The organism is Blautia sp. AM29-29 (genome assembly GCF_003480555.1).
Classification (GTDB): domain Bacteria; phylum Bacillota; class Clostridia; order Lachnospirales; family Lachnospiraceae; genus Fusicatenibacter; species Fusicatenibacter saccharivorans.
The window spans coordinates 421-20,441 of the sequence record NZ_QUJD01000029.1 but is presented as its reverse complement, the minus strand read 5'-3'; the positions used below and the strand labels follow the sequence as shown (position 1 = coordinate 20,441).

Here is a 20,021-nt window from a genome sequence, read left to right as displayed (position 1 = left end):
GCGAGCAGTAACAATAGCCCTTTGGAGGGCTAATAATAAACCACCAGTTGAACAGGTGGTTGCTAACTAGAATGTAGGAAACATTGTTTTTCGGCAGAAATACATTTACGGAGCTTCATTTCCTGCTTATGATGTTTGGCATATATCCCATAGTAGCGAAGCATTTTAAAATGTTTTTCGGAGATGTGGACAATGAGTTTTTGAATGAAGTTCAAAGCAGGAATGGTTTCAGTAACAGTTTTATTGTCTTCGTGTCTGGTGTAATGAAAGGTTACATTTTTGCCGTCATAAGTATCAATACGCGATGTGGCAATAACAGGTCTGCCGAGGTATCGGCTGATGTATTTAATGGTGATATCAGGAGTGCAAAGATTTGGCTTTGCACGGACATAAAAGCCGTCAGCGTGTTTCGTGTACATTTCATTTTTGACTTTGCGAAAAGTCGGACCAATGCGGGAGGTAAGTCGTTCAAGCAGGACTTTGCGGAAAGCATTACGAAGGAAACTGTAATCAAAGTGTTTGACAGGACGCCAAGGAGTGATGTTACCAGCCCCACCCTCGGAGATGAGAGCGTGGATATGAGGATTCCATTTTAAATCACGCCCAAAAGTGTGAAGAATACAGATAAGCCCAGGAGTAAAGTTTTCGGTTTTATTCATTTTGGAAAACATGCGTAAAACAACATCACGAACAGAATGAAATAAACAATCTAAGAGAGTCCTGTCTTCGAGAAAATAAACGCGAAGTTCCGCTGGGATAGTGAAAACACAATGGCGATGAACGCAAGAAACAAGCTTACAGGACATATGAAAAGAACGAAGCTGGTTGTATTTGTTTCCGCAGGAAGGGCAAAAACGGCTTTTACAGCGAAAGGGAACAAATTTAAGATTTCCACAGTGAGGACAGCCATACATGGCACCACCGTAAGAAGGGTCACCACAATGAATCATCTTGTTGACATTTTCAATGACAGCAGGACGAGGATGGAGTTCATAATAATCGGTAAAGATGGATTGTAATATATTCATAATAGAATTTTACAATAAAGAAGGAGATAAGAAAACCCCTTCCCCTCATGAATGAGGGGTTAGGGGAGTTGAGAGTGTCGCAGACACTTTTTTATTGTGGGAGAAGCCTTGACCGCGGTCTTTGCTGAAGATGCATTGCTGGGCAAAATCAAGGCAAGCCCTCTTGGCTGTATGGACAATTTGAGGCAGAACGATTGGTTCGGCTTTTTTGGGGAGACTGCGTTTTTACCGGCTCCCGTTACAGCTCTTCGTACTTGGGCAGCGACTTTACGGTGCCGCCTTCCATGGCGCTTTCGTGGGCCAGGAGACCAACGCCGGTCCAGTAGGCCGCATCGATATCGGAGGGGAAGGGAGTTCTGTCTTCCAGAATGCTGGTAACGAACTCATGGACCAGATGCGGATGGGAACCGCCATGACCGCCGCCCTGCTTGAAGGACAGATGGGGATTGACCTCGTCATAGGCCACTTCGTAGGTAAACCGGCCAATGACGTCCGGAAGCAGATGGGCATAATCGGGAACCTGAACGTATTCCTCATCGATCTTGCCGCCGCGGTTCTCGTTCTCCCAAACCAGATCCCGGCTGAACATCACATGTTTGTCGCCGTTGAGCTGATCCCACTCAAAGGACTTGTTTTCACCATAGATATTAAAGCATTCGCTGTAGCCACGGGCGACATGGTATAGGAAGCGCTCCATTTCAACGGTCGTCTCGCCATCCTCCAAGGCCACCAGAGCAGACTCAAAGGCGAAGGGGCAGCCGTACTGCTTTTCCAGTTCCGGACGGACCTTGCCGGAGCCTCTGCCGAAGACGCTGACCGGACGCTGCCCTGCCAGAGCAAAACAGGGGCCGATGGCATGGGTGGGATGTGCCAGGGGCGGGAAGCCGTCCCAGTAAGAGGGCCAGCCCTCCATATCCTGATAGTGGGCGCAGCGCATATACTGCAGCTTGCCCATTGCGCCGGATTCGTACAGCTCCTTCACATACAGATACTCGCGGGTGTAGACGGAAGTTTCCATGAACATATAGTGTTTGCCGGAAGCCTTCCGCGCCTTGATAACGTCTTCCAGCTCCTTCATGGACATACCCATGGGGATGGTGCAGGCGCAGTGCTTGCCTGCGTTGAGCACCTGAACCGACATGGGCGCATGCAGCGCGGGCGGAATGACCAGATGGACCGCATCCACATCCGGGTTCTGCAATACCGATTCAAAGTCGGTGGTGTAGTAGCTTTCGTCCAGCAGGTACATATCTGCCAGCGCCTTCAGCTGGTCCGGATTGGTATCCACCATAATGACATGCTCCACATCCGGATGCTTCAGATAGATGGGCAGGAAGCAGCTGCCGAAACCCATGCCCACGATGGCAACCGTCAACTTTCCATTTTTCATAAAATTACTCCTTTCATGCTGTGAGCGACTTGCTGTTTTCATTTTATTTTTTTTGCATTCCGTGTATGTTATTCGACGAGTGAAATACTGATACAGGCAACGCTGCGGGGTGGAAGCTTCGCCTTGATAATATCATCCTTGACATGAATCATCAGGGGATTTTCCGTAAACGGGGTACCAGGCAACAGATTTTCGGCCTGAAGTACCTTGTTTTCCAGAATTGTTCCGCATTTATTCAGAGAGTAAGTAGTTTCCTCCTGCCAGTTCAGGTTGAGCATCGTCAGGGTCAGCACATGATGATCATCGATGGTGGCAACGACTTCAAAGTCTTCTACACCATCTACCGTACACAGCTTTCCGCCGGCATGCCGGGAGAGCAGCGCAAAGGCCTGACCGGTTGCCGTCAGCTCGGTATGATCCGGATGCACCTGCATGGCGCCTTCGTTAACCGGCTCAAAGTAGCAGGCCATGGGCATGCGCTGTTTTTCGCTTTCATGCATGAACATGTGCAGCATCTGCGCAGTGAAGATGCCCTCCATGGAGGAAGGATTGCGGCACCATGTTTTCCACAGATTCCATTCATCGTAGGAGATGAATGTCTTTTCCGGGAGCATGTCATGCAGCCTGCGCAGGATTCCTAGATTGTGGATGGGCATGCGGATCATTTCGTTATAGCAGCGCTCCATGCCCTCCGGAGAGGTGAAGTCCCAATGGACTGAATTGTACGTATGCAGAGAAACGTATGGCGCAATGGGAGCCAGCTTCTTGATGGAAACATCTACCCACTCCTGATTCGGATAGGGGCCGGAAGAAACAAATTTCAGATCCGGCGTAACCTTCAGCATGGCACGCGCATGCGTTTCCACCAGCGATGCGTATCCATCCGGCGTATTTGCGCCCTCCATGTGGCCATAACCCATTTCGTTGCCCAGCGACCACCATTTGACATTGTAGGGCTCCTGATGACCGCGCTGGGCACGCAGCCTGCCGTATTTGCTCTCGGCAGGGCCGTTGCAGTATTCCACCCAGGCGGCGCATACTTCGGGGGAATCCCAGGCGGCATTGATGGTGAGGAAGGGCTCCGCGCCGATCTCACGGCACAGTGCAATAAAATCGTCGGTGTCTATTTCATGCATGTCATAGCCGTGTGTAAAGGGCTGCGTTTCATTTTCCATGTAGCCCTCCATGGGAGCGCGCCTGTCGGGATGCAGGAACATATCCTGCCAGCGATATTCGCCGGCAAAGTTGCCACCCGGCCAGCGCAGCAGACGCACGCCGATTTCCTTGAGCTTTTCCACGGTGTCCCTGCGCATGGTATGGAAATGATTGTCCGGCATCATGGAAACTGCGCCGATGAGCAGTTGTGCCTGCTCCGTGTAGGTAATGCTTATCACGGCATGCGCATCGTCGACGCCGGGGGTCAGAATCGTCTCAAAGCGCTGCCATTCATCCACCTCTTCCTGTGCATCCTCCTTCGCTAGAACGGGCTGAACAGGAAAAACGGTTTCCGCATAAATCTGCGTACCATCGGCGTTGGTGAGCGCGACGCGCACATCCAGCGGCTGCTGTACTTTGACAACGACGGCAAACGGATAGCTCCTGTCCTTTTGAAGGAAGAGCTCTTTTTGACGGATACCGCTCACCTGATTCGGAATTGGGTTCTGAATCATCTGGGACTGACATTCGTTACGCCGCCACATGCCGTTGTGCGCGTAATGACATACATAAGCTTCGTTTGCGTTGCTACCGGGAAGGCGGTGTTCATTGGCAAAGTACACGCATTCGCCGATGCCTTCCCAGTCCAGCGCTACGCCGTTGCGCGCCGCAGCGCCGGCAAACTTCCGGTTGCGGATCATCTGGGCGCTGAGACCATCCATGATGCTGGCTCTGGTATGCTCCAGGTTGTGGCCAAACAAATGGGGCGACACCGTAGAGGTGGTTTTGAGATCGATATACAGGTAATGGCTGTGCTGCTGCGCCGCAAACAGCGTGTCCTGCGCAGGATCTTCCGTGGTCTGGCAGCCGGGGGTATTACCGAATTTGCCGTCGTATTCATCCAGCAGTTCCTGCACCGTCAGACCCAGAACACGGCATAGCGGCACCAAAAGCGAGATGTCAGGAAGTGTGACGCCACATTCCCACTTGGAAACGGCTTTGTTGGTTACACAAAGCTTTTCCGCTAACTGCTGCTGTGTGAGTCCCAAACGTTCACGGGCTTGGATTATTTTGTTGGAAACAAGGGAGCATCGCATTGGTGAGATCGTCTCCTTTCACTATTGTAGATTGTAGCTATGTGTTGCAACATCACTGCTTATGGCAATATCGTATCATGCTTTTTTCGAAAGCACAATCGCTTTACAAGCGATTTGATGGGGCTGTTGCCCCGAAAGACCGTAACAAGAAAATGAAAAAAGAGTGAGCAAGGATATGTGCGTTGTGCCCTTAAAAAAGACGTGTTGGGGATGTGGGTAGGAGAAAACGAAAGTGCCAAGTACTGGGCAACGGTACTCAACGGGCTAAAAAACGAGGCGTGGAGGACATTTTCATTGCCTGCACGGATAACCTGACGGGATTCTCTGCGGCGATTGGGGCTGTATTTCCCAAGACGGAAATTCAGAATTGCATCATCCATCAGCTGCGTAATTCGAGCAAATACGTAACGCCATTCCTCAATCCAAAGACAAAAGCCACAGTTTTGTTTTGAACTGTGGCTTTGCTCAATTGTCTTGTAGCTTTCTTACACGATTCCCATGCCCATCTCCACCAGCAGCGCCACAATTACAACCAGCGCAGAAATGATGAAACCGTGAATCATGGGGCGGATGCCAGCCTTCTTCATGCTGGCGAAGGAGGTATTCAATCCGATGGTAGCCAGTGCGCAGACCATCAGGAACTTGCTGGCAGTCTTGGTGCCGCTCACCGCCGTACCTGCCCAGATGCCAAAGGCCTGATCCGTCATACCCAGTGCCCGGCCCATGATGGGAAACAGCACGATCATCGCCATGTCAAATAGGAAGGTGGCGGACATGGCGTAGGCAACGTCGTTGTCGTCCGCGTCGATGGTGGGGGCGATAGCGGCAATGGCAGAGCCACCGCAGATGCCTGTGGACTTTGCAATAATTGAAGGCGTGTTCGATAAAGAAAAGTATCCGCACCGCCTCTATAAAAAAGAGAGCTTTTTGGGCATATGCAGCCGCCGTCATTCTTTTGCAGGCAGAACCGTTTCTCTTGAGGAAGTTCTTCAGGAAAGCCTGCTTGTGCGTGAGAAAGGTTCCGGAACACACATGCTTCAGGAACAAGCCGTGGCCGCAAGAGGTTATTCACTGGACAGCTTCAGTCGGCATTCGTCCATCAGTAATTTTTCTATTATTTGCGACTTGGTTGCAATGGATCATTTGATTACTTTTGCATATGAACCAATTAGCCACTGCCGAAATGACTTGGCAACATTTAGAGTGGAGGACATGGAGATCACTGGTGAATTCAATCTTGTTTATATTAACCGTTCGGTTCCAGAACCTAAAGCCGATCTATTTCTTGCAACCTGCTAAAGCTCTGATTTGTCAGATAGTTTCTAATAGAAAAACGAAAGCTCGGTGTTGCACCCACCGAGCCTTTTTTGCTTTATAGGAAATTTCTCAAATCGTCAGAAATAGTGTATAATGGGCTGGAAATAAAAAATGACATAACAAAAGAGCGAAGGGGGCTTCGCCATGACGTTGTTTATGAAGTTTTTTGTTTTGGTTTAGGTTAGCTGCACTATCTGACTATGGAGAAAGAATTATTATGAACATGGATTTATCCATATTTATTTCCCGTCTTTCTGCGAAAGCCACCAATGCGCCATGAAACGTGTTGGTTACCTTCACTTTCTATTTTTGTTCCCTTCTGATATGATGGTTCCATAAGACTGACACACTACAGAACACGTGGAGGTGAGTGGCGGGGCTGTATAGCGGCAACCTCGCATATTTATATGTTGTCGGTCATCCGTTAAGGCATCAATGAGTGGCGCATAACTGTAGCCCGGAAACTTATCTCTTCCGAAGTCGACTCGATCTCGCCGGATGACCAGTCACTGTCCGTTTTATCATTATGCTATCAGGAGGTAGTTACTTGTCTTTTAAAATTTTTAAATTTAACTGCTGTGGACTTGATGTCCACAAAACATGGATTTATGCCTGTATCGGTATCACGGATTCCAATAATCGTACAGAGTATAAGCAGGCTCGCTTTTCTTCCTTTTCTAAAGGTTTGCATCAGCTGTGTGTCTGGCTTGCTAAATACAACTGTAACGATGTCTGTATGGAATCTACCGGCAAGTATTGGATCCCTGTTTTCAATATCTTAGAGCAACACAAAATCCGGGTTACTCTATCCCATCCGAAATACACCAAACCCATGAAAGGAAACAAGACCGACCGCAAAGATGCCAAATGGATCTGTGATCTATACATGTGCGGCATGGTGAAACCTTCTTTTATTCCACCTGCTGACATCAGAGAACTCAGGGATCTCGTAAGATACCGTTTCAAACTCACCTGTATGATTACCGGTGAGAAGAATCGTGCCCAAAATTGTCTTACTGTTTCCAATCTGAAGCTTGATGATGTCTTTTCTGATGTATTCGGGAAATCTTCCCGTTCCATTACGGAACAGATTTTGCAGCACCCTGGGGAAAAATTTGATGTGTCACCCTTTGTTGACAGCCGCTGTAAAACTCCAATAGAAGAAATTCAGGCGGCCGTTGATGGTAATATCTCGAAAGAACAGGATGTAAAGCTCAGACAGTGCCTTGATCACATAGACGAACTTCAAAAGCACATTTCAGAAGTAGAACAGGAAATCCTTCGTCTCAGTGATAAATACGAGGCTGCTTTAAACTTAATAAGAACGGTTCCTGGATTCGATAAGAATCCAATGACTGCAATTCAGGTGCTTTCAGAGATTGGTGGTGATATGTCTGTCTTCCTCACAGCAAAACACCTCGTCTCCTGGGCTGGATGTTGTCCCCGAAATGATAAGAGCGACCGTAAAATCAAATCCACTCGGATTTCCTGTGCTGGTTCTTATTTTAAACCAGTTCTGGTACAGATTGCAAATGCTTTAATCAAATCGAAGAAACATTTTGAATTTACCACCCGCTATAAGCGTATCAAAACACGTCGTGGCCACAAGAAAGCCATTATTGCACGCTGCCGTATGATCCTGACCGCTATCTGGCACATACTCACAGATTTAAAACCTTATACATCCGATGGTTTTCTTGAATCACGTCCTGTGAAAAAAGAAAAAGTTCTTACAACTTCACAGGCACTTAATCTTCTAAGGCAACGAGGGTATCTCATTAAAGATGAGCCTTCGCCGGTCTCCTAATTAGGTGTTGCGTTTATATATTCAATTTTCAAAACCAGCTAATCCGGTGGTTTGTTTGCTATGCCCTCTATTTCGTGGCTGTTCTCTACTTATTTGTTTCAAACTTCATTTTTGGTTCTTGGCGAACTCTTGTATCATACACAAAATCTTCAAAAATTACAATAATCTTGAAATAGTGTTATGTTTCTTGGAATTTTATTATATCTTATTTTGGAACTTTTTCTTATAATAACATCATCAAGAAAAACAAAGAAAAGTAATCATAAAAGGAGGATTCAATTATGAAGAAGAAAAAGATTCTTGCACTTGTACTTGCAGCTTCAATGGCAGGAGGAATGCTTGCAGGATGTGGAGCCACATCAAGCGGAGATGAAACAGCGAAAGGAGATAAGTCATCCGGAAAAGTTTATTATCTGAACTTTAAACCAGAGCAGGCTGACCAGTGGGTAGAACTTGCAAAAGAGTATACAGATGAGACGGGTGTTCAGGTTGATGTACAGACAGCAGCATCAGGAACTTACGAGTCACAGTTGAAATCAGAGATGGCAAAAGATGAGGCACCAACATTGTTCCAGGTAAACGGACCGGTTGGACTTGCTACATGGAAAAATTATTGCTATGACCTTTCAGGCAGCGATGTTTATAAAGATGTCGAGTCTGACGATTATATATTAAAAGATGGCGACGCAGTAGACGGAATCGCTTATGTTATTGAGACTTATGGTCTGATCTACAACAAAGCTCTTCTGAACAAATACTTCGAATTGCCGGATGCAAGTATCAAATCAATTGATGATCTGAATAACTTCCAGGCACTTAAGACAGTTGCAGAAGAGATTCAGGCACACAAAGATGATCTTGGAGTAGAAGGAGCTTTTACTTCAGCAGGAATGGATTCTTCCTCTGACTGGAGATTCAAGACACACCTTGCAAATCTTCCAATCTACTATGAGTATAAGGCAGACGGAATTGACAGCACAGATGCAATCAAAGGAACATACCTTGACAACTACAAACAGATCTGGGATCTGTATCTGAACAACTCTACATGTGAGCCATCTATGATTTCTTCTAAGACAGGAGATGACGCAGCAAGTGAATTTGCACTTGGCGAAGCAGTATTCTATCAGAATGGTACATGGGCTTACAATGATATCAAAGATAATGAAGTAGCAGATGAAGATATGGGAATGCTTCCAATCTACATCGGAGTTGATGGAGAAGAAAATCAGGGACTTTGTACAGGATCTGAGAACTACTGGTGTGTAAATAAGAACGCTTCAGAAGAAGACATTCAGGCAACACTTGATTTTATGAAATGGGTAGTTGAGAGCGATGAAGGTCGTGACATGCTGGCTAACGAGATGGGATTTGTAACACCGTTCAAAACATTCTCAGATTACCTTCCGGACAACCCGCTTGTAAAAGCAAATGCTGAGTATACAGAGGCAGGAAAGACACCAGTAAGCTGGAACTTTACAACAATGCCATCTGAGAACTGGAAAAACAATCTTGGTGGAGCTCTTCTGAACTATGCACAGGGTACAGGCGCATGGGATAGTGTACAGACAGCATTTGTTGATGGATGGGCTGAAGAATACGCAGCAGCAAACGAATAAAAAAGACTTTTCACAGGATAGGCAGATAAAAAGGCTGTGAAATAGAGAAGAAGATCAAACAGCCTGCCAACGAGCATACCGGGGCAGGCTGAAATTATGTAATTAGAATTGTGAAAAGCAAAGGCGCAGAAAGGCTTTTTACAGAAAAGAAAGACAGGAGGAGAAGAACATGCAAAAAGCAATAAAGAGATATTTTCCGGTATTTGTATTGCCGACGCTGATTGCATTCACGATAGGTTTCCTTGCACCGTTTGTGTTAGGCGTATATCTTTCGCTCTGCAAGTTCACAACGGTGACAGACGCTAAATTTATTGGACTTAGCAACTATGCAAAGATCCTTGGAGACGGAGATTTTCTTCACTCTCTTTGGTTTACCGCATTATTTACAATTGTGACAGTATTATTGATCAACATTTTTGCATTTGCGGTAGCAATGCTTTTGACAAAGAATATTAAGGGAACCAATATTTTCCGTACTGTATTTTTTATGCCGAACCTGATCGGTGGTATTGTACTTGGGTATGTATGGCAGCTGTTATTAAATGGTATTCTGGCACATTTCCAGAAAACACTTACATATTCTTCAAAATATGGTTTCTGGGGATTGGTTATCCTGATGCTCTGGCAGCAGGTTGGATACATGATGATCATCTACATCTCAGGAATCCAGAATATTCCTGGAGAGCTGATCGAGGCAGCACAGATTGATGGAGCGAATAAAGTACAGCTTTTAAGATATGTTACAATTCCGATGGTTATGCCATCCATTACAATCTGTACTTTCCTGACACTTACAAACGGATTTAAACTTTTCGACCAGAACCTTGCATTGACAAACGGTGGACCGGACAAGATGTCAGAAATGCTTGCCCTGAATATCTATAATACATTCTATGGAAGAACTGGCTGGGAAGGTGTAGGACAGGCGAAAGCAGTTATCTTCTTTATTATCGTAGGAGTGATTGCATTGATCCAGAATAAACTGACAACATCAAAGGAGGTGCAGCAGTAATGAATAAAAAAGTAAAACATGGTACATTATTAACCGTTATTTTTACATTACTCAGCCTGCTGTATCTGTATCCGATCATACTGGTATTTATCAACTCCTTTAAGAAAAAAGCCTATATCAGTAAAGCACCGTTCGAGATACCGACCGGAAAGATGTATGTCGGATTAGAGAACTATATCCGTGGTATTAAGCAGACACAGCTGATTCAGGCATTTGGATGGAGTTTATTTATCACAATCTTATCTGTAGCAGTGATTATCTTATGTTGCTCCATGTGTGCATGGTATATCTGCCGCGTGAAGACAAAATTTACAAAGATCCTTTACATGCTTTGCCTGTTTGCAATGATCGTGCCATTCCAGATGGAAATGTTTACATTATCCAAGATCGCAAATATGCTTCATATGGGAAATCCGTGGGGACTGGTTGTGATCTACCTTGGATTTGGTGCAGGACTTTCCGTCTTTATGTTTACCGGGTTCATGAAATCCATTCCATTGGAGATTGAAGAGGCTGCAATGATTGATGGATGCACACCAACCCAGACATTCTTCAGAATTGTACTTCCGATTGCAAAGCCGACTTGTGTAACAGTTACAATTCTTCAGGCAATGTGGATTTGGAACGACTACCTGCTTCCATCACTTGTACTGGATCAGAGAAAATATAAGACAGTGCCGATGGCAGTTCAGTATCTGAAAGGTGGATACGGCTCTGTAGATATGGGAGCAATGATGGGAACTCTGGTTCTTGCAATTGTGCCGATTATCATCTTCTACCTGTTCTGCCAGAGATATATTATCGAAGGCGTTGTAGCCGGAGCGGTTAAAGGCTAGTGTGGACATTGTCTAAAAAATGAATTAAAATAGAATTATAAAAATTAAAAAAAGACAGCAGAGAGTGAGTGAACATTCCCTGCTGTTTTCGGACGTTATAAAAGGAATAGTGAAAATGTAAAGTGAACGTGTGGGAGGAGTGGGGAAATGATTACAATATTGATCGTGGATGATGAAAAACTGGAGCGAAGGGGAATCCGCTTTCTGTTAAAGAGGGAGGAAGGAGAATTCCAGATCCTAGAAGCAACGAATGGAAAGGATGCACTGGGAGTATTAGAATCAAACCATGTGGATATTTTATTTTCGGATGTAAAGATGCCTTATATGAATGGACTGGAGCTGACGAAAGCAGTGAGAGAAGATCATCCGGATATGGAAATCGTGATCTTCAGCGGATATAATGATTTCTCTTATGCAAGAGAAGCATTGCGGTATGGAGTTGTGGACTATGTTCTGAAGCCGGTTGATCCGGAGGAATTCCATAAGACTTTTCAACGAGTGATGGAAAATATTTCTTCTAAGATAGAGAAAAAAGAGCAGCAGGAAAAGAAAGAAGATTATCTGAAAAAATACTTTTTACTGAAATATCTGTATGGGGGAAAAGAGGAAGATTTTGTTCAGTTTAAGAAACTTACAGATGGAATGGAAGATGATCTGTCCCAATTTACCCGTATGGTTCTTGTCAGTGCCTCAAATGGATTCTTCGAAACGGAAGAGGAACATTTCCTGATGAGCCTGAAGGAAGAGGTGCAGAGAGAGTTTCATTATGTGAATCTGAATTCGAACGAATCCATCTTTTTGTTCACGGAAAAATATGCAGATTATCATGGAATCGTAGAGAAAATGTATCGTTTTTTTGCGCACCAGTTTGACAGTGAATGTTATTTTGCAGTCAGTGAGGAAATCGAAGATGGAAAAAATCTGGCAGAGGAATTTAAGGTGCTGGAAGGAATGTTAGAAGAGCAGTTCTATCAGCCACGTCAGCATCTGTTTTTCCACGGGGAGAAGCAGGAAGAGAAGAAAGCTGATCCGGCAGAAGATTCTGAAATCATGGAACAGATTACGAAAGATATTCAATATAAAGATCTGCCACATCTCCGTCAGGATTTTCAGAGACTGGAAGAAAAATATCGTGCGCATAAGCAATTTTCGGATATGTATGTAAAGTTTGTATTTTCTGGAATTATGAAAGAATTGCTCGACCAGATGGAAGGGCTGGATGAAAAGATGCTTTCCAAGAGAGTGGATCGATTATATCGCTGCAGAAACCTTAATGATGTGATTGCTATAGTAGAAGAAGTACTTCAGGAATATGAACATTGCATGCAAGAGCAGGAAGATGGGTTCCGATCAGAAGTTACAACCGTGAAGGGATATATTTATCACCATTATAAGGAAAAGGATCTGGGAGCAGAGACACTTTCCGCAATGGTTTTTCTGTCACCGGGATATTTAAGCGCTGTATTTAAAGAAGAAACAGGGATGACACTGAACCGTTTTATCCGTGAAGTGCGAATGAATAAAGCAAAAGAGCTTTTAGAGACAACGAATATGAAAATCTCCCAAATTGCGAAAGAAGTAGGATTTTCCAACAACTCATACTTCTGCAGAAGTTTCAGAGAGTTTTTCGGAGATACACCGGAAGCATGCAGGAAAGGAATAGCGGCGGATGAAAAAACAAATACGGAAGTTGATCCATCGATTTGAAAATCTGAAATTTCGTAAAAAACTGTCTGTTTTGATGCTGATTGCAGGACTGGTTCCGGTAGGATTCCTTGCTTTTTCCATGCAGTATGGCATGATGAATCAATTGCGAGAGAAGGAACAGTACAATCTGGAGAAAATGTTGGAACAGTCAGTGAGTTCGATTGAGAATCAGTCTCAGATCTATGAGAACCTGGTTGATTATCTGTCTTATTCTCAAAATCTCAGGAATATTTTTGATGTGGAGACAGAGTCGGATTATGAGAAGTATTTGAAATATGTGAAGGTGGCTGATCCACTGTTGCAGATGCCGACGATCTATCACAAAGAGATCCAGAGCATTACATTATATTCTGACAATATAGAAGTGCCACATGGAGATACACTTCTTCCAATGTCGGAAGCGGAGAATCAACAGTGGTATTCCAGGTTGAATGAGGGAACATTAATGCAGTGGAGCATCACTCGCGGTGTGAATAAATCAATCATTGCCAGTCGGAAATTCTATGACAATGATACGATCAAAGCGGTGTTGGAGATGCGTCTGGATTATGAAAAAGTTCTTGAACCATTCATGAGCCAGCTCACAGATAATACAGGAGGCATGATTCAGGATGATAATGGAAATATTGTCTATGCCGAGTGTTCTATGGATAAGAAATATCGTCCGAAGGATATTGAGAGTCTGAAAGGTATCAGTGAGAATTATTATCTGGTACGGCGGACAATGAAGGATACAGGATGGAATTTCTATATCTATCGTCCAAAGGCAGTAAGTGAAAACGCAATCCATAAGCTTTTGCTCAAAAATATTCCGATTATTTTAATCAGTGTTCTTCTTCTGAGTTTTCTGGGATATGTTTTTTCCCTCCGTATGGTATCGCAATTGGAGTTATTGACTGAAAATATGAACCTGATCAATATGGGACTTCGTAAAGTTACCGTGCAGAGTAAATCCAAAGACGAGGTGGGTGTGCTGATCCAGTCATTTCGGCGCATGATGGATCAGATGAACCATTTGATCTCAGAAGTATATGAGAGTAAGATCCAGCTTCAGAACAGTGAGATGAGAGCACTGCAGGCACAGATCAATCCACATTTCCTTTATAATTCGCTTTCAATCATCAACTGGAAAGCAATTGAAGCGGGGGAGGATGAAATCAGTCATGTGACATTGGCACTGTCTACTTATTATCGGACAAGCCTGAATCGTGGTGAAACAATGACTACAGTGGCAAAAGAAATTGATAACATCCGTGCATATCTCAAAATCCAACTTGTTATGCATGATAACGAGTTCGGTGTGGTTGAACAGATTTCGGATGGTCTTAATGATTATCTGATACCGAAGTTGATCCTGCAGCCACTTGCAGAAAATGCAATCGATCATGGAATTGATGTGTCAGAGAATGAGAATCCGACGTTGTGGCTGACGATTCGTGAAGAGGCTGAGCACATTTTCTTTGAAATCAGGGACAATGGTGCGGGAATGACGCAGGAGAAGGCGGATCAGATTCTGACATATCAGTCCTCCGGTTATGGTGTGCGAAATGTCTGTGACAGAATCCATGTCCTTTATGGAGAAAAAGGTGAGATGAAGATAGAAAGTACTCCAGGAAAAGGAACGCGGGTCTTTATCCGGATTCCGAAGAACACGGAGGCGAAGGTGTTATGAAAAACGATATGAAAAAGCGAATTCTCTCAGCCCATCTTGCATTAATTTTATTGCTGATGCTTTGGTGCGGAACCTATTTTGAGACGAAGGAAAGTCAAAGACAGATGGAACAGTTAAAAGCATCTCAAAGTGAGTCTGGTGCAAACAATGCAGTTAAAGTGAAAAGAAAGCTGATGTATAAAGCGATGCATACACCACTTGGGAAATATCCTGAGACTGTTACCTATACACTTGGCAAGATTGCAGGGGCGAATAATTCGAATCTTCCTGTAGGAGATACGTACGAAAATAATGCATATACGAGATATTTGAAGAAAATACTTAATATTCAGAATGAAGATGTCTTTGAATTGCAGGATGGCAATACTTATGAAGAGGCGGTCAATGTAGCGATTGAAGATCGTGATATTCCAGACGTGCTTGTTGTGAAGGGAAGAGATAACCTGCTCCGCCTGATTGAAGCAGGCCTGATCGAAGAACTTACAGAAACGTATGAAGAGTGTACGACAGATACGATCAAAGAAATGTATGAAAGTTATGGAGATTCTCTTTTACAGTCTGCAACCGTGGATGGAAAGCTATATGCATTTCCGAATACGGTGATTGACGATGGAACTCCGCTTCTTTGGCTGCGGAAAGACTGGATTGAGAAGTTGGGATTAAAGGAACCGGAAACAGTAGGAGAAGCGTTGGAAGTGATCCGGGCATTTGTAGAACAGGATGCAGCAGGAGACGGTCAGACAATCGGCCTTGCCTGTAGTACAGACGTGGTTGCCGGTGCGGATCAGACTTATGGAGTGGATGCAACTTTTATACATGCCGGTGCAATGCCATGTCACTGGATCCTGGATAAAAATGGAAATGTAGTTTATGGGTCAGTAACACAGGAAACAAAAGAAGCGCTTTTGAAACTTCACAATCTATATGAGGATGAGATACTCGACCAGAGATTCCTGCTACGAAAGACGGAAAACATAGATGATCTGTTAAAAACCGGACATTGCGGTGCTATCTATGGACGCTGGTGGGCTCCGAATAACCCGTTGAGTGCAGCATATAATGTCGATTCAAATGCAGAGTGGAAACCGTATCTTTTAGACAAAGAACAGGTAAATGAGACGCAGAAGATATCAGTTTTTGAATCGTATGACCAGTGGATGTATGTGGTGGTGCGTAAAGGATATGAGCATCCGGAAATTGTAGCAAAGTATGTGAGTGCGATTTTTGATCAGTCTAGATATGCAAATGATAGTGCGGCAAGAGAAGTGAATGATTATTTTTCTATTAATGTAGATCCGACGGCCCGGCCACTGAATATTAATGTGGATTATGAGGATGCACTTTACCGTACGACAGAACATATTCAGGCAGCACTGGATAAGACGCTTGATGTATCAGAGCTTAGCGGTTTGGAAAAGTCTTATTTTAATACATGTAAATCTTACTTGAATGGACAGCTGACAACCGCGAATGGATGGGCGGCGTATGCGTCAAGAATTCAGGCTGTGGGGGAACTGCAGAAGGCAGGAATAACAAGTACATCGACATTGCCTCTGGAAAATGTAAATGCAGAAATTCCGCAAGAATTACAGGAACTGGAACAGGAAGCATTTCTTCAGATCATTAGTGGGGAGAAACCAGTGGATTACTTTGATACTTTTGTGATAGAATGGTATGCAAACGGTGGAAAAGTGCTGACCGAACGGGTGCAGAACGCCTATGAAAGTGGAAAGAACTAAAAAGAATGGATATTAATCAGAGACTGACAGAAGAATTAAAGAAACAGATTCTGGCAGCGGAAACGCTTGTGGCAGTAGAAGACCTGTATCGCCCATATCGTCCAAAGCGCCGCACACGTGCGACAATCGCGAAGGAGAAAGGTTTTGACAGGTTCTGATCTGATGAAATGTGATGACAGGATAAGCGAAAAAAGGTATAATGATTTCATGAAATCAGAAGCTGGAGGAAACATACATGAAAATTGTGATTATTAACGGAAGTGCCAGAAGGGGAAACACGCTGACGGCGATTGACGCATTTATAAAAGGGGCATCAGAAAAGAATGAGATTGAAATCATCCAACCAGACAGACTTCATATAGCACCTTGTAAGGGATGTGGGGTCTGTCAATGTTATAAAGGATGTATTGATCAGGATGATACAAATCCCACGATTGATAAAATTACTGCTGCAGATGTGATTCTTTTTGCTACTCCGGTATATTGGTGGGGAATGTCTGCGCAGTTGAAACTTATCATTGATAAGTGCTACTGCCGCGGTTTGCAGCTGAAAAATAAAAAAGTTGGAACAATCGTTGTGGGAGGATCCCCGGTGGACAGTATCCAGTATGAGTTAATTGACAAACAGTTCGACTGCATGGCGAAATATCTTTCATGGGATATGATTTTCCAAAAATCATATTATGCAACAGCCAGTGATGAACTTGCAAAAAATAAGGATTCTATAAAAGAACTTGAAAATATTGGAAAAAACTTATAAAGCATATTTAAAGTTCCAGGTTTCAGGAAAGAAAAAAATAAAAATAATGATGAAAGCATTTGTCAGGATGTCTGGGACTCGAAAGAGAAAATAAAAAAATCTAAAAAAACATAAATAAATTATACCAGCCCAGAAAAATCGCAACCGGTAGAACACTTACTATAAAGTGAAGCGGCATTGGTCGTCTCCCGTGAAGACGTGAATTGAAATGAAGAAGAATAACAGAAAAACACACTCAAAATCAATTGAAAAATCAATCGTAAAAATTTACGATTGATTTTTCGCGTATTTAAACATATAATATAACCATTAAGACTGGGAAAGGAAATGATTGCTATGCGTGAAACAAGAATATTGGAATTCAAGGAAACGATTACGAATATTTTTTTGAAAACAGTCAGTGCCTTTTCGAATTATAATGGCGGAATGATTCTTTTTGGCGTAGATGATGATGGAAATGTAAAAGGCTTGCCAGATGTAAAGCAGGCTTGCCTGGATATCGAAAATAAAATCAATGACAGTATTTCGCCTCAGCCAAATTATATGCTTGAACTACAGAATAATGATCAAACGATAAAACTTACTGTAAAAAGTGGTCTTCAGAAGCCATATTTATATAAATCGAAAGCATACAAACGAAATGATACAGCAACGATAGAGGTAGACACACTTGAATTTTCAAGGCTTGTATTAGAAGGAAAAAATATTAGCTTTGAAGAATTACAGTGTAAAGATCAGGAGCTATCTTTTGATTTTTTACAGCATAAACTAAAAGAAAATATTCAGATTGAAAGTTTCAATCAGGATACTTTAAAGACACTGAATCTGTATGACAATGCAAATGGTTTTAATAATGCAGCAGGACTTTTGGCAGATAAAAATCATTTTTCCGGAATTGATCTTGTTAAGTTCGGTGAGAACATCAGTATTATTCAAAAAAGAGTAACCTTTGAAAATGTATCAGTTTTAGATGTATATGAAAAAACACTTGCTGTATTTAAAGACTATTACCAATATGAAGTCATACAGGGCGCTGATAGAAAAACGATGGAGAAAATACCACAAGCAGCTTTCAGAGAAGCAATTGCAAATGCTTTAATTCATAGGGTATGGGATATTGATTCACACATCAGAGTTTCTATGTTTGATGATAGAATAGAGGTTGTATCTCCTGGTGGATTGCCAGCTGGAATAACAGCCGAAGAATATTTATCAGGTAAACTTTCTGTTTTAAGGAATAGAAATCTTGCAAATGTGTTTTACAGATTGGGATTTGTAGAGATATTTGGAACGGGAATTACACGAATAAAACAACTGTATGCAGAGAGTCTGATAAAACCAGATTTTGAGGTATCAGAAAATGCTATAAAAATTGTGCTGCCGCTATTTGAAACGAATGTTAATTTGACTGAGGATGAAAAAGTAATTTACAAATTATTAAGTAAGACGATGTTAAAATCAATAAGTGAAATTGCACCATATGTCCCATTTGGAAAATCAAAAACAACACATTTACTTAAAACTATGGGAGAAAAGGGTGTGGTTGCAGTTGAAGGAAAAGGCAGAGGAACAAAATATATAATTAAGTGACCGAGAACACAGAAGATTCATAGCATTGGGGTCAGCGCCTTACATCAATAGGAAACATAAAATAATGACTTATGATAATCGAGAAGGCCAGTTTTTACGCCAGCGATTGCAGAAAGAAATCCCGATTTTGAGGGCATTAATCCAGAATTTGTATCAGGAACTGGACCGGAAGTTTCATTTAAACGGAGCAAAAATCCCGATAACTTTTGGATTTGACACGGATTCTCTGGGATCCTATACAAGACGACATCTGCAACAGGTACCTGACCCTGCGAACACAGGAAATGCATCAGATCATTTCTGGACACTTGAGAAGCGTATCAGGCAGGATAAGAAAAATCCGGGAGTTCTGATTGAAATTCGGAAATCTACGGCGATTTGGGACATTGCATATTTGGTTGGAGATGGAGTTATCACAATGGATGAGCTTGAAGGATTCAGAGAGGAATTGATTGATGCAGTAAAGCTGATTCTATAGAACTCCCAAAAAATACTGCACACTCTTGACAACCCAATTAAACCAATAACGGAAAATGCTTTGCGGTCTCAGCTAGTGGAATATCAATTGCAATACCGAATTGTTGCGAATAAATGTAAAACACAGGAAATACATTCCAGTGCGTATAGGAAATATCAGATACGATGGAAGAGTCGTTTACTACAGAAAACGGGATATATTGAAGAAAAAATCTAGAAAAAAGAAATTTGTAAAGTTGGATCTTCTTACAGTCGTATTCCAGAAAGATGTGAGTTGAAATAAGTATGAACTGATCTGTAAAGTATGGAATCAAGTCGCTTTAAGTGAAGGTGTGATTATCTCGGAAATGTGATAGGGTGAGAAGGTACTGGTTATTGAGGATTAATGACACAGTTGTTATCCAATGCGTCGTAAAACCCCTTGCTTCAGCTATGGGGATATAAGACGCGTCCATCGAATTTACGCAAGTAATTGAGATGGACAAAATAGTGGTTGTATTAAATGGAAAAATATAGTATAATACAAACATGAATACAACATATAAATCAAACAACAATGTCGTCTATTCGTGCAAATACCATGTAGTATGGTGTCCTAAATATAGACGAAAAGTATTAACCAATGGTGTAGATACCAGGTTGAAGGAACTGCTCACAGAGTATGCTGCAAATCTTTCTGTAGAGATTCTGGAAATGGAAATCATGCCGGATCGTGTTCATATGCTGCTGGAAGTAGACCCTCAGTTTGGTATTCACAAAGCTGTAAAATCTTTCAAAGGCTATACTTCCAGAATTTTAAGACAGGAATTTCCATA

At 42.8% G+C, this 20,021-nt stretch carries 15 protein-coding genes and 3 pseudogenes; 14 read left to right on the top strand and 4 right to left on the bottom strand.

Annotated features, from left to right (window positions below; genetic code table 11):
* Positions 1-74 precede the first annotated feature (74 nt).
* From DW769_RS15405 to DW769_RS15395, 3 genes and pseudogenes are all read right to left on the bottom strand, one after another.
* A pseudogene (locus DW769_RS15405) lies at positions 75-1,028 on the bottom strand (IS91 family transposase); the annotation flags it as partial.
* Positions 1,029-1,266: 238 nt separating this feature from the next.
* Complete coding sequence (locus tag DW769_RS15400) at positions 1,267-2,418, bottom strand: Gfo/Idh/MocA family protein (RefSeq protein ID WP_117802718.1); 1,152 nt, start codon at positions 2,416-2,418, stop codon at positions 1,267-1,269.
* Positions 2,419-2,486: 68 nt separating this feature from the next.
* The gene (locus tag DW769_RS15395) at positions 2,487-4,670 is read right to left on the bottom strand and encodes a helix-turn-helix domain-containing protein (RefSeq protein WP_117761804.1); all 2,184 of its coding nucleotides are present in this window, start codon (positions 4,668-4,670) and stop codon (positions 2,487-2,489) included.
* Between the two features lie 195 nt (positions 4,671-4,865).
* Between DW769_RS15395 and DW769_RS15390 the strand changes: the two are divergent.
* A pseudogene (locus DW769_RS15390) lies at positions 4,866-5,077 on the top strand (transposase); the annotation flags it as partial.
* A gap of 78 nt (positions 5,078-5,155) precedes the next feature.
* Here the strand turns inward: DW769_RS15390 and DW769_RS15385 are convergent.
* Entirely contained in the window at positions 5,156-5,500 is a 345-nt protein-coding gene (locus DW769_RS15385; protein WP_243030719.1) for a putative sulfate exporter family transporter, read from the bottom strand.
* Here DW769_RS15385 and DW769_RS15380 point away from each other — a divergent pair.
* From DW769_RS15380 to tnpA, 13 genes and pseudogenes are all read left to right on the top strand, one after another.
* On the top strand, positions 5,499-5,969 hold the full coding sequence (locus DW769_RS15380; RefSeq protein WP_158579835.1) for a LysR substrate-binding domain-containing protein: 471 nt from the start codon (positions 5,499-5,501) through the stop codon (positions 5,967-5,969). The genes DW769_RS15385 and DW769_RS15380 overlap by 2 nt on opposite strands.
* Positions 5,970-6,534: 565 nt before the next feature.
* A complete protein-coding gene (locus DW769_RS15375; protein ID WP_117802721.1) occupies positions 6,535-7,794 on the top strand; it encodes an IS110 family transposase in 1,260 nt (419 codons plus the stop codon).
* A gap of 281 nt (positions 7,795-8,075) precedes the next feature.
* Positions 8,076-9,413: an ABC transporter substrate-binding protein gene (locus DW769_RS15370; protein WP_118750606.1), complete on the top strand. Its 1,338-nt coding sequence runs from the start codon at positions 8,076-8,078 to the stop codon at positions 9,411-9,413.
* 169 nt (positions 9,414-9,582) lie between these two features.
* On the top strand, positions 9,583-10,425 hold the full coding sequence (locus tag DW769_RS15365; RefSeq protein WP_117510859.1) for a carbohydrate ABC transporter permease: 843 nt from the start codon (positions 9,583-9,585) through the stop codon (positions 10,423-10,425).
* Entirely contained in the window at positions 10,425-11,261 is an 837-nt protein-coding gene (locus DW769_RS15360; RefSeq protein ID WP_117510857.1) for a carbohydrate ABC transporter permease, read from the top strand. The genes DW769_RS15365 and DW769_RS15360 overlap by 1 nt, the downstream gene beginning before the upstream one ends.
* Before the next feature lie 147 nt (positions 11,262-11,408).
* A complete protein-coding gene (locus DW769_RS15355; protein WP_117510855.1) occupies positions 11,409-12,968 on the top strand; it encodes a response regulator transcription factor in 1,560 nt (519 codons plus the stop codon).
* Positions 12,931-14,640 (top strand): cache domain-containing sensor histidine kinase, encoded by a 1,710-nt coding sequence (locus DW769_RS15350; RefSeq protein ID WP_117510853.1) that lies wholly within the window; start codon positions 12,931-12,933, stop codon positions 14,638-14,640. The genes DW769_RS15355 and DW769_RS15350 overlap by 38 nt, the downstream gene beginning before the upstream one ends.
* Positions 14,637-16,379, top strand: coding sequence for an extracellular solute-binding protein (locus DW769_RS15345; protein WP_117510851.1), 1,743 nt, complete (start codon positions 14,637-14,639; stop codon positions 16,377-16,379). Before DW769_RS15350 ends, DW769_RS15345 begins: the two co-directional genes overlap by 4 nt.
* Before the next feature lie 5 nt (positions 16,380-16,384).
* A complete protein-coding gene (locus DW769_RS15340) occupies positions 16,385-16,537 on the top strand; it encodes a Tex-like N-terminal domain-containing protein (RefSeq protein ID WP_330410166.1) in 153 nt (50 codons plus the stop codon).
* A 77-nt stretch (positions 16,538-16,614) separates the two neighbouring features.
* A complete protein-coding gene (locus DW769_RS15335; RefSeq protein WP_117510850.1) occupies positions 16,615-17,139 on the top strand; it encodes a flavodoxin family protein in 525 nt (174 codons plus the stop codon).
* Positions 17,140-17,475: 336 nt separating this feature from the next.
* Positions 17,476-18,729: an ATP-binding protein gene (locus DW769_RS15330; RefSeq protein ID WP_117510848.1), complete on the top strand. Its 1,254-nt coding sequence runs from the start codon at positions 17,476-17,478 to the stop codon at positions 18,727-18,729.
* Positions 18,730-18,793: 64 nt separating this feature from the next.
* Positions 18,794-19,207 carry a hypothetical protein gene (locus tag DW769_RS17465; RefSeq protein WP_330425698.1) on the top strand — a complete coding sequence of 138 codons (414 nt, stop codon included), beginning with the start codon at positions 18,794-18,796 and terminating at the stop codon, positions 19,205-19,207.
* A 527-nt stretch (positions 19,208-19,734) separates the two neighbouring features.
* Positions 19,735-20,021 (top strand): annotated as a pseudogene (tnpA, locus tag DW769_RS16990) (IS200/IS605 family transposase); the annotation flags it as partial.

What these genes read in the sequence shown, in the direction of transcription:
- DW769_RS15400 (WP_117802718.1), bottom strand. Translation starts at nt 2,418, where the DNA reads ATGAAAAATGGAAAGTTGACGGTTGCCATCGTGGGCATGGGTTTCGGC.
- DW769_RS15395 (WP_117761804.1), bottom strand. Translation starts at nt 4,670, where the DNA reads ATGCGATGCTCCCTTGTTTCCAACAAAATAATCCAAGCCCGTGAACGT.
- DW769_RS15380 (WP_158579835.1), top strand. Translation starts at nt 5,499, where the DNA reads ATGGCAGAGCCACCGCAGATGCCTGTGGACTTTGCAATAATTGAAGGC.
- DW769_RS15370 (WP_118750606.1), top strand. Translation starts at nt 8,076, where the DNA reads ATGAAGAAGAAAAAGATTCTTGCACTTGTACTTGCAGCTTCAATGGCA.
- DW769_RS15365 (WP_117510859.1), top strand. Translation starts at nt 9,583, where the DNA reads ATGCAAAAAGCAATAAAGAGATATTTTCCGGTATTTGTATTGCCGACG.
- DW769_RS15360 (WP_117510857.1), top strand. Translation starts at nt 10,425, where the DNA reads ATGAATAAAAAAGTAAAACATGGTACATTATTAACCGTTATTTTTACA.
- DW769_RS15355 (WP_117510855.1), top strand. Translation starts at nt 11,409, where the DNA reads ATGATTACAATATTGATCGTGGATGATGAAAAACTGGAGCGAAGGGGA.
- DW769_RS15350 (WP_117510853.1), top strand. Translation starts at nt 12,931, where the DNA reads ATGAAAAAACAAATACGGAAGTTGATCCATCGATTTGAAAATCTGAAA.
- DW769_RS15345 (WP_117510851.1), top strand. Translation starts at nt 14,637, where the DNA reads ATGAAAAACGATATGAAAAAGCGAATTCTCTCAGCCCATCTTGCATTA.
- DW769_RS15340 (WP_330410166.1), top strand. Translation starts at nt 16,385, where the DNA reads ATGGATATTAATCAGAGACTGACAGAAGAATTAAAGAAACAGATTCTG.
- DW769_RS15335 (WP_117510850.1), top strand. Translation starts at nt 16,615, where the DNA reads ATGAAAATTGTGATTATTAACGGAAGTGCCAGAAGGGGAAACACGCTG.
- DW769_RS15330 (WP_117510848.1), top strand. Translation starts at nt 17,476, where the DNA reads ATGCGTGAAACAAGAATATTGGAATTCAAGGAAACGATTACGAATATT.
- DW769_RS17465 (WP_330425698.1), top strand. Translation starts at nt 18,794, where the DNA reads ATGACTTATGATAATCGAGAAGGCCAGTTTTTACGCCAGCGATTGCAG.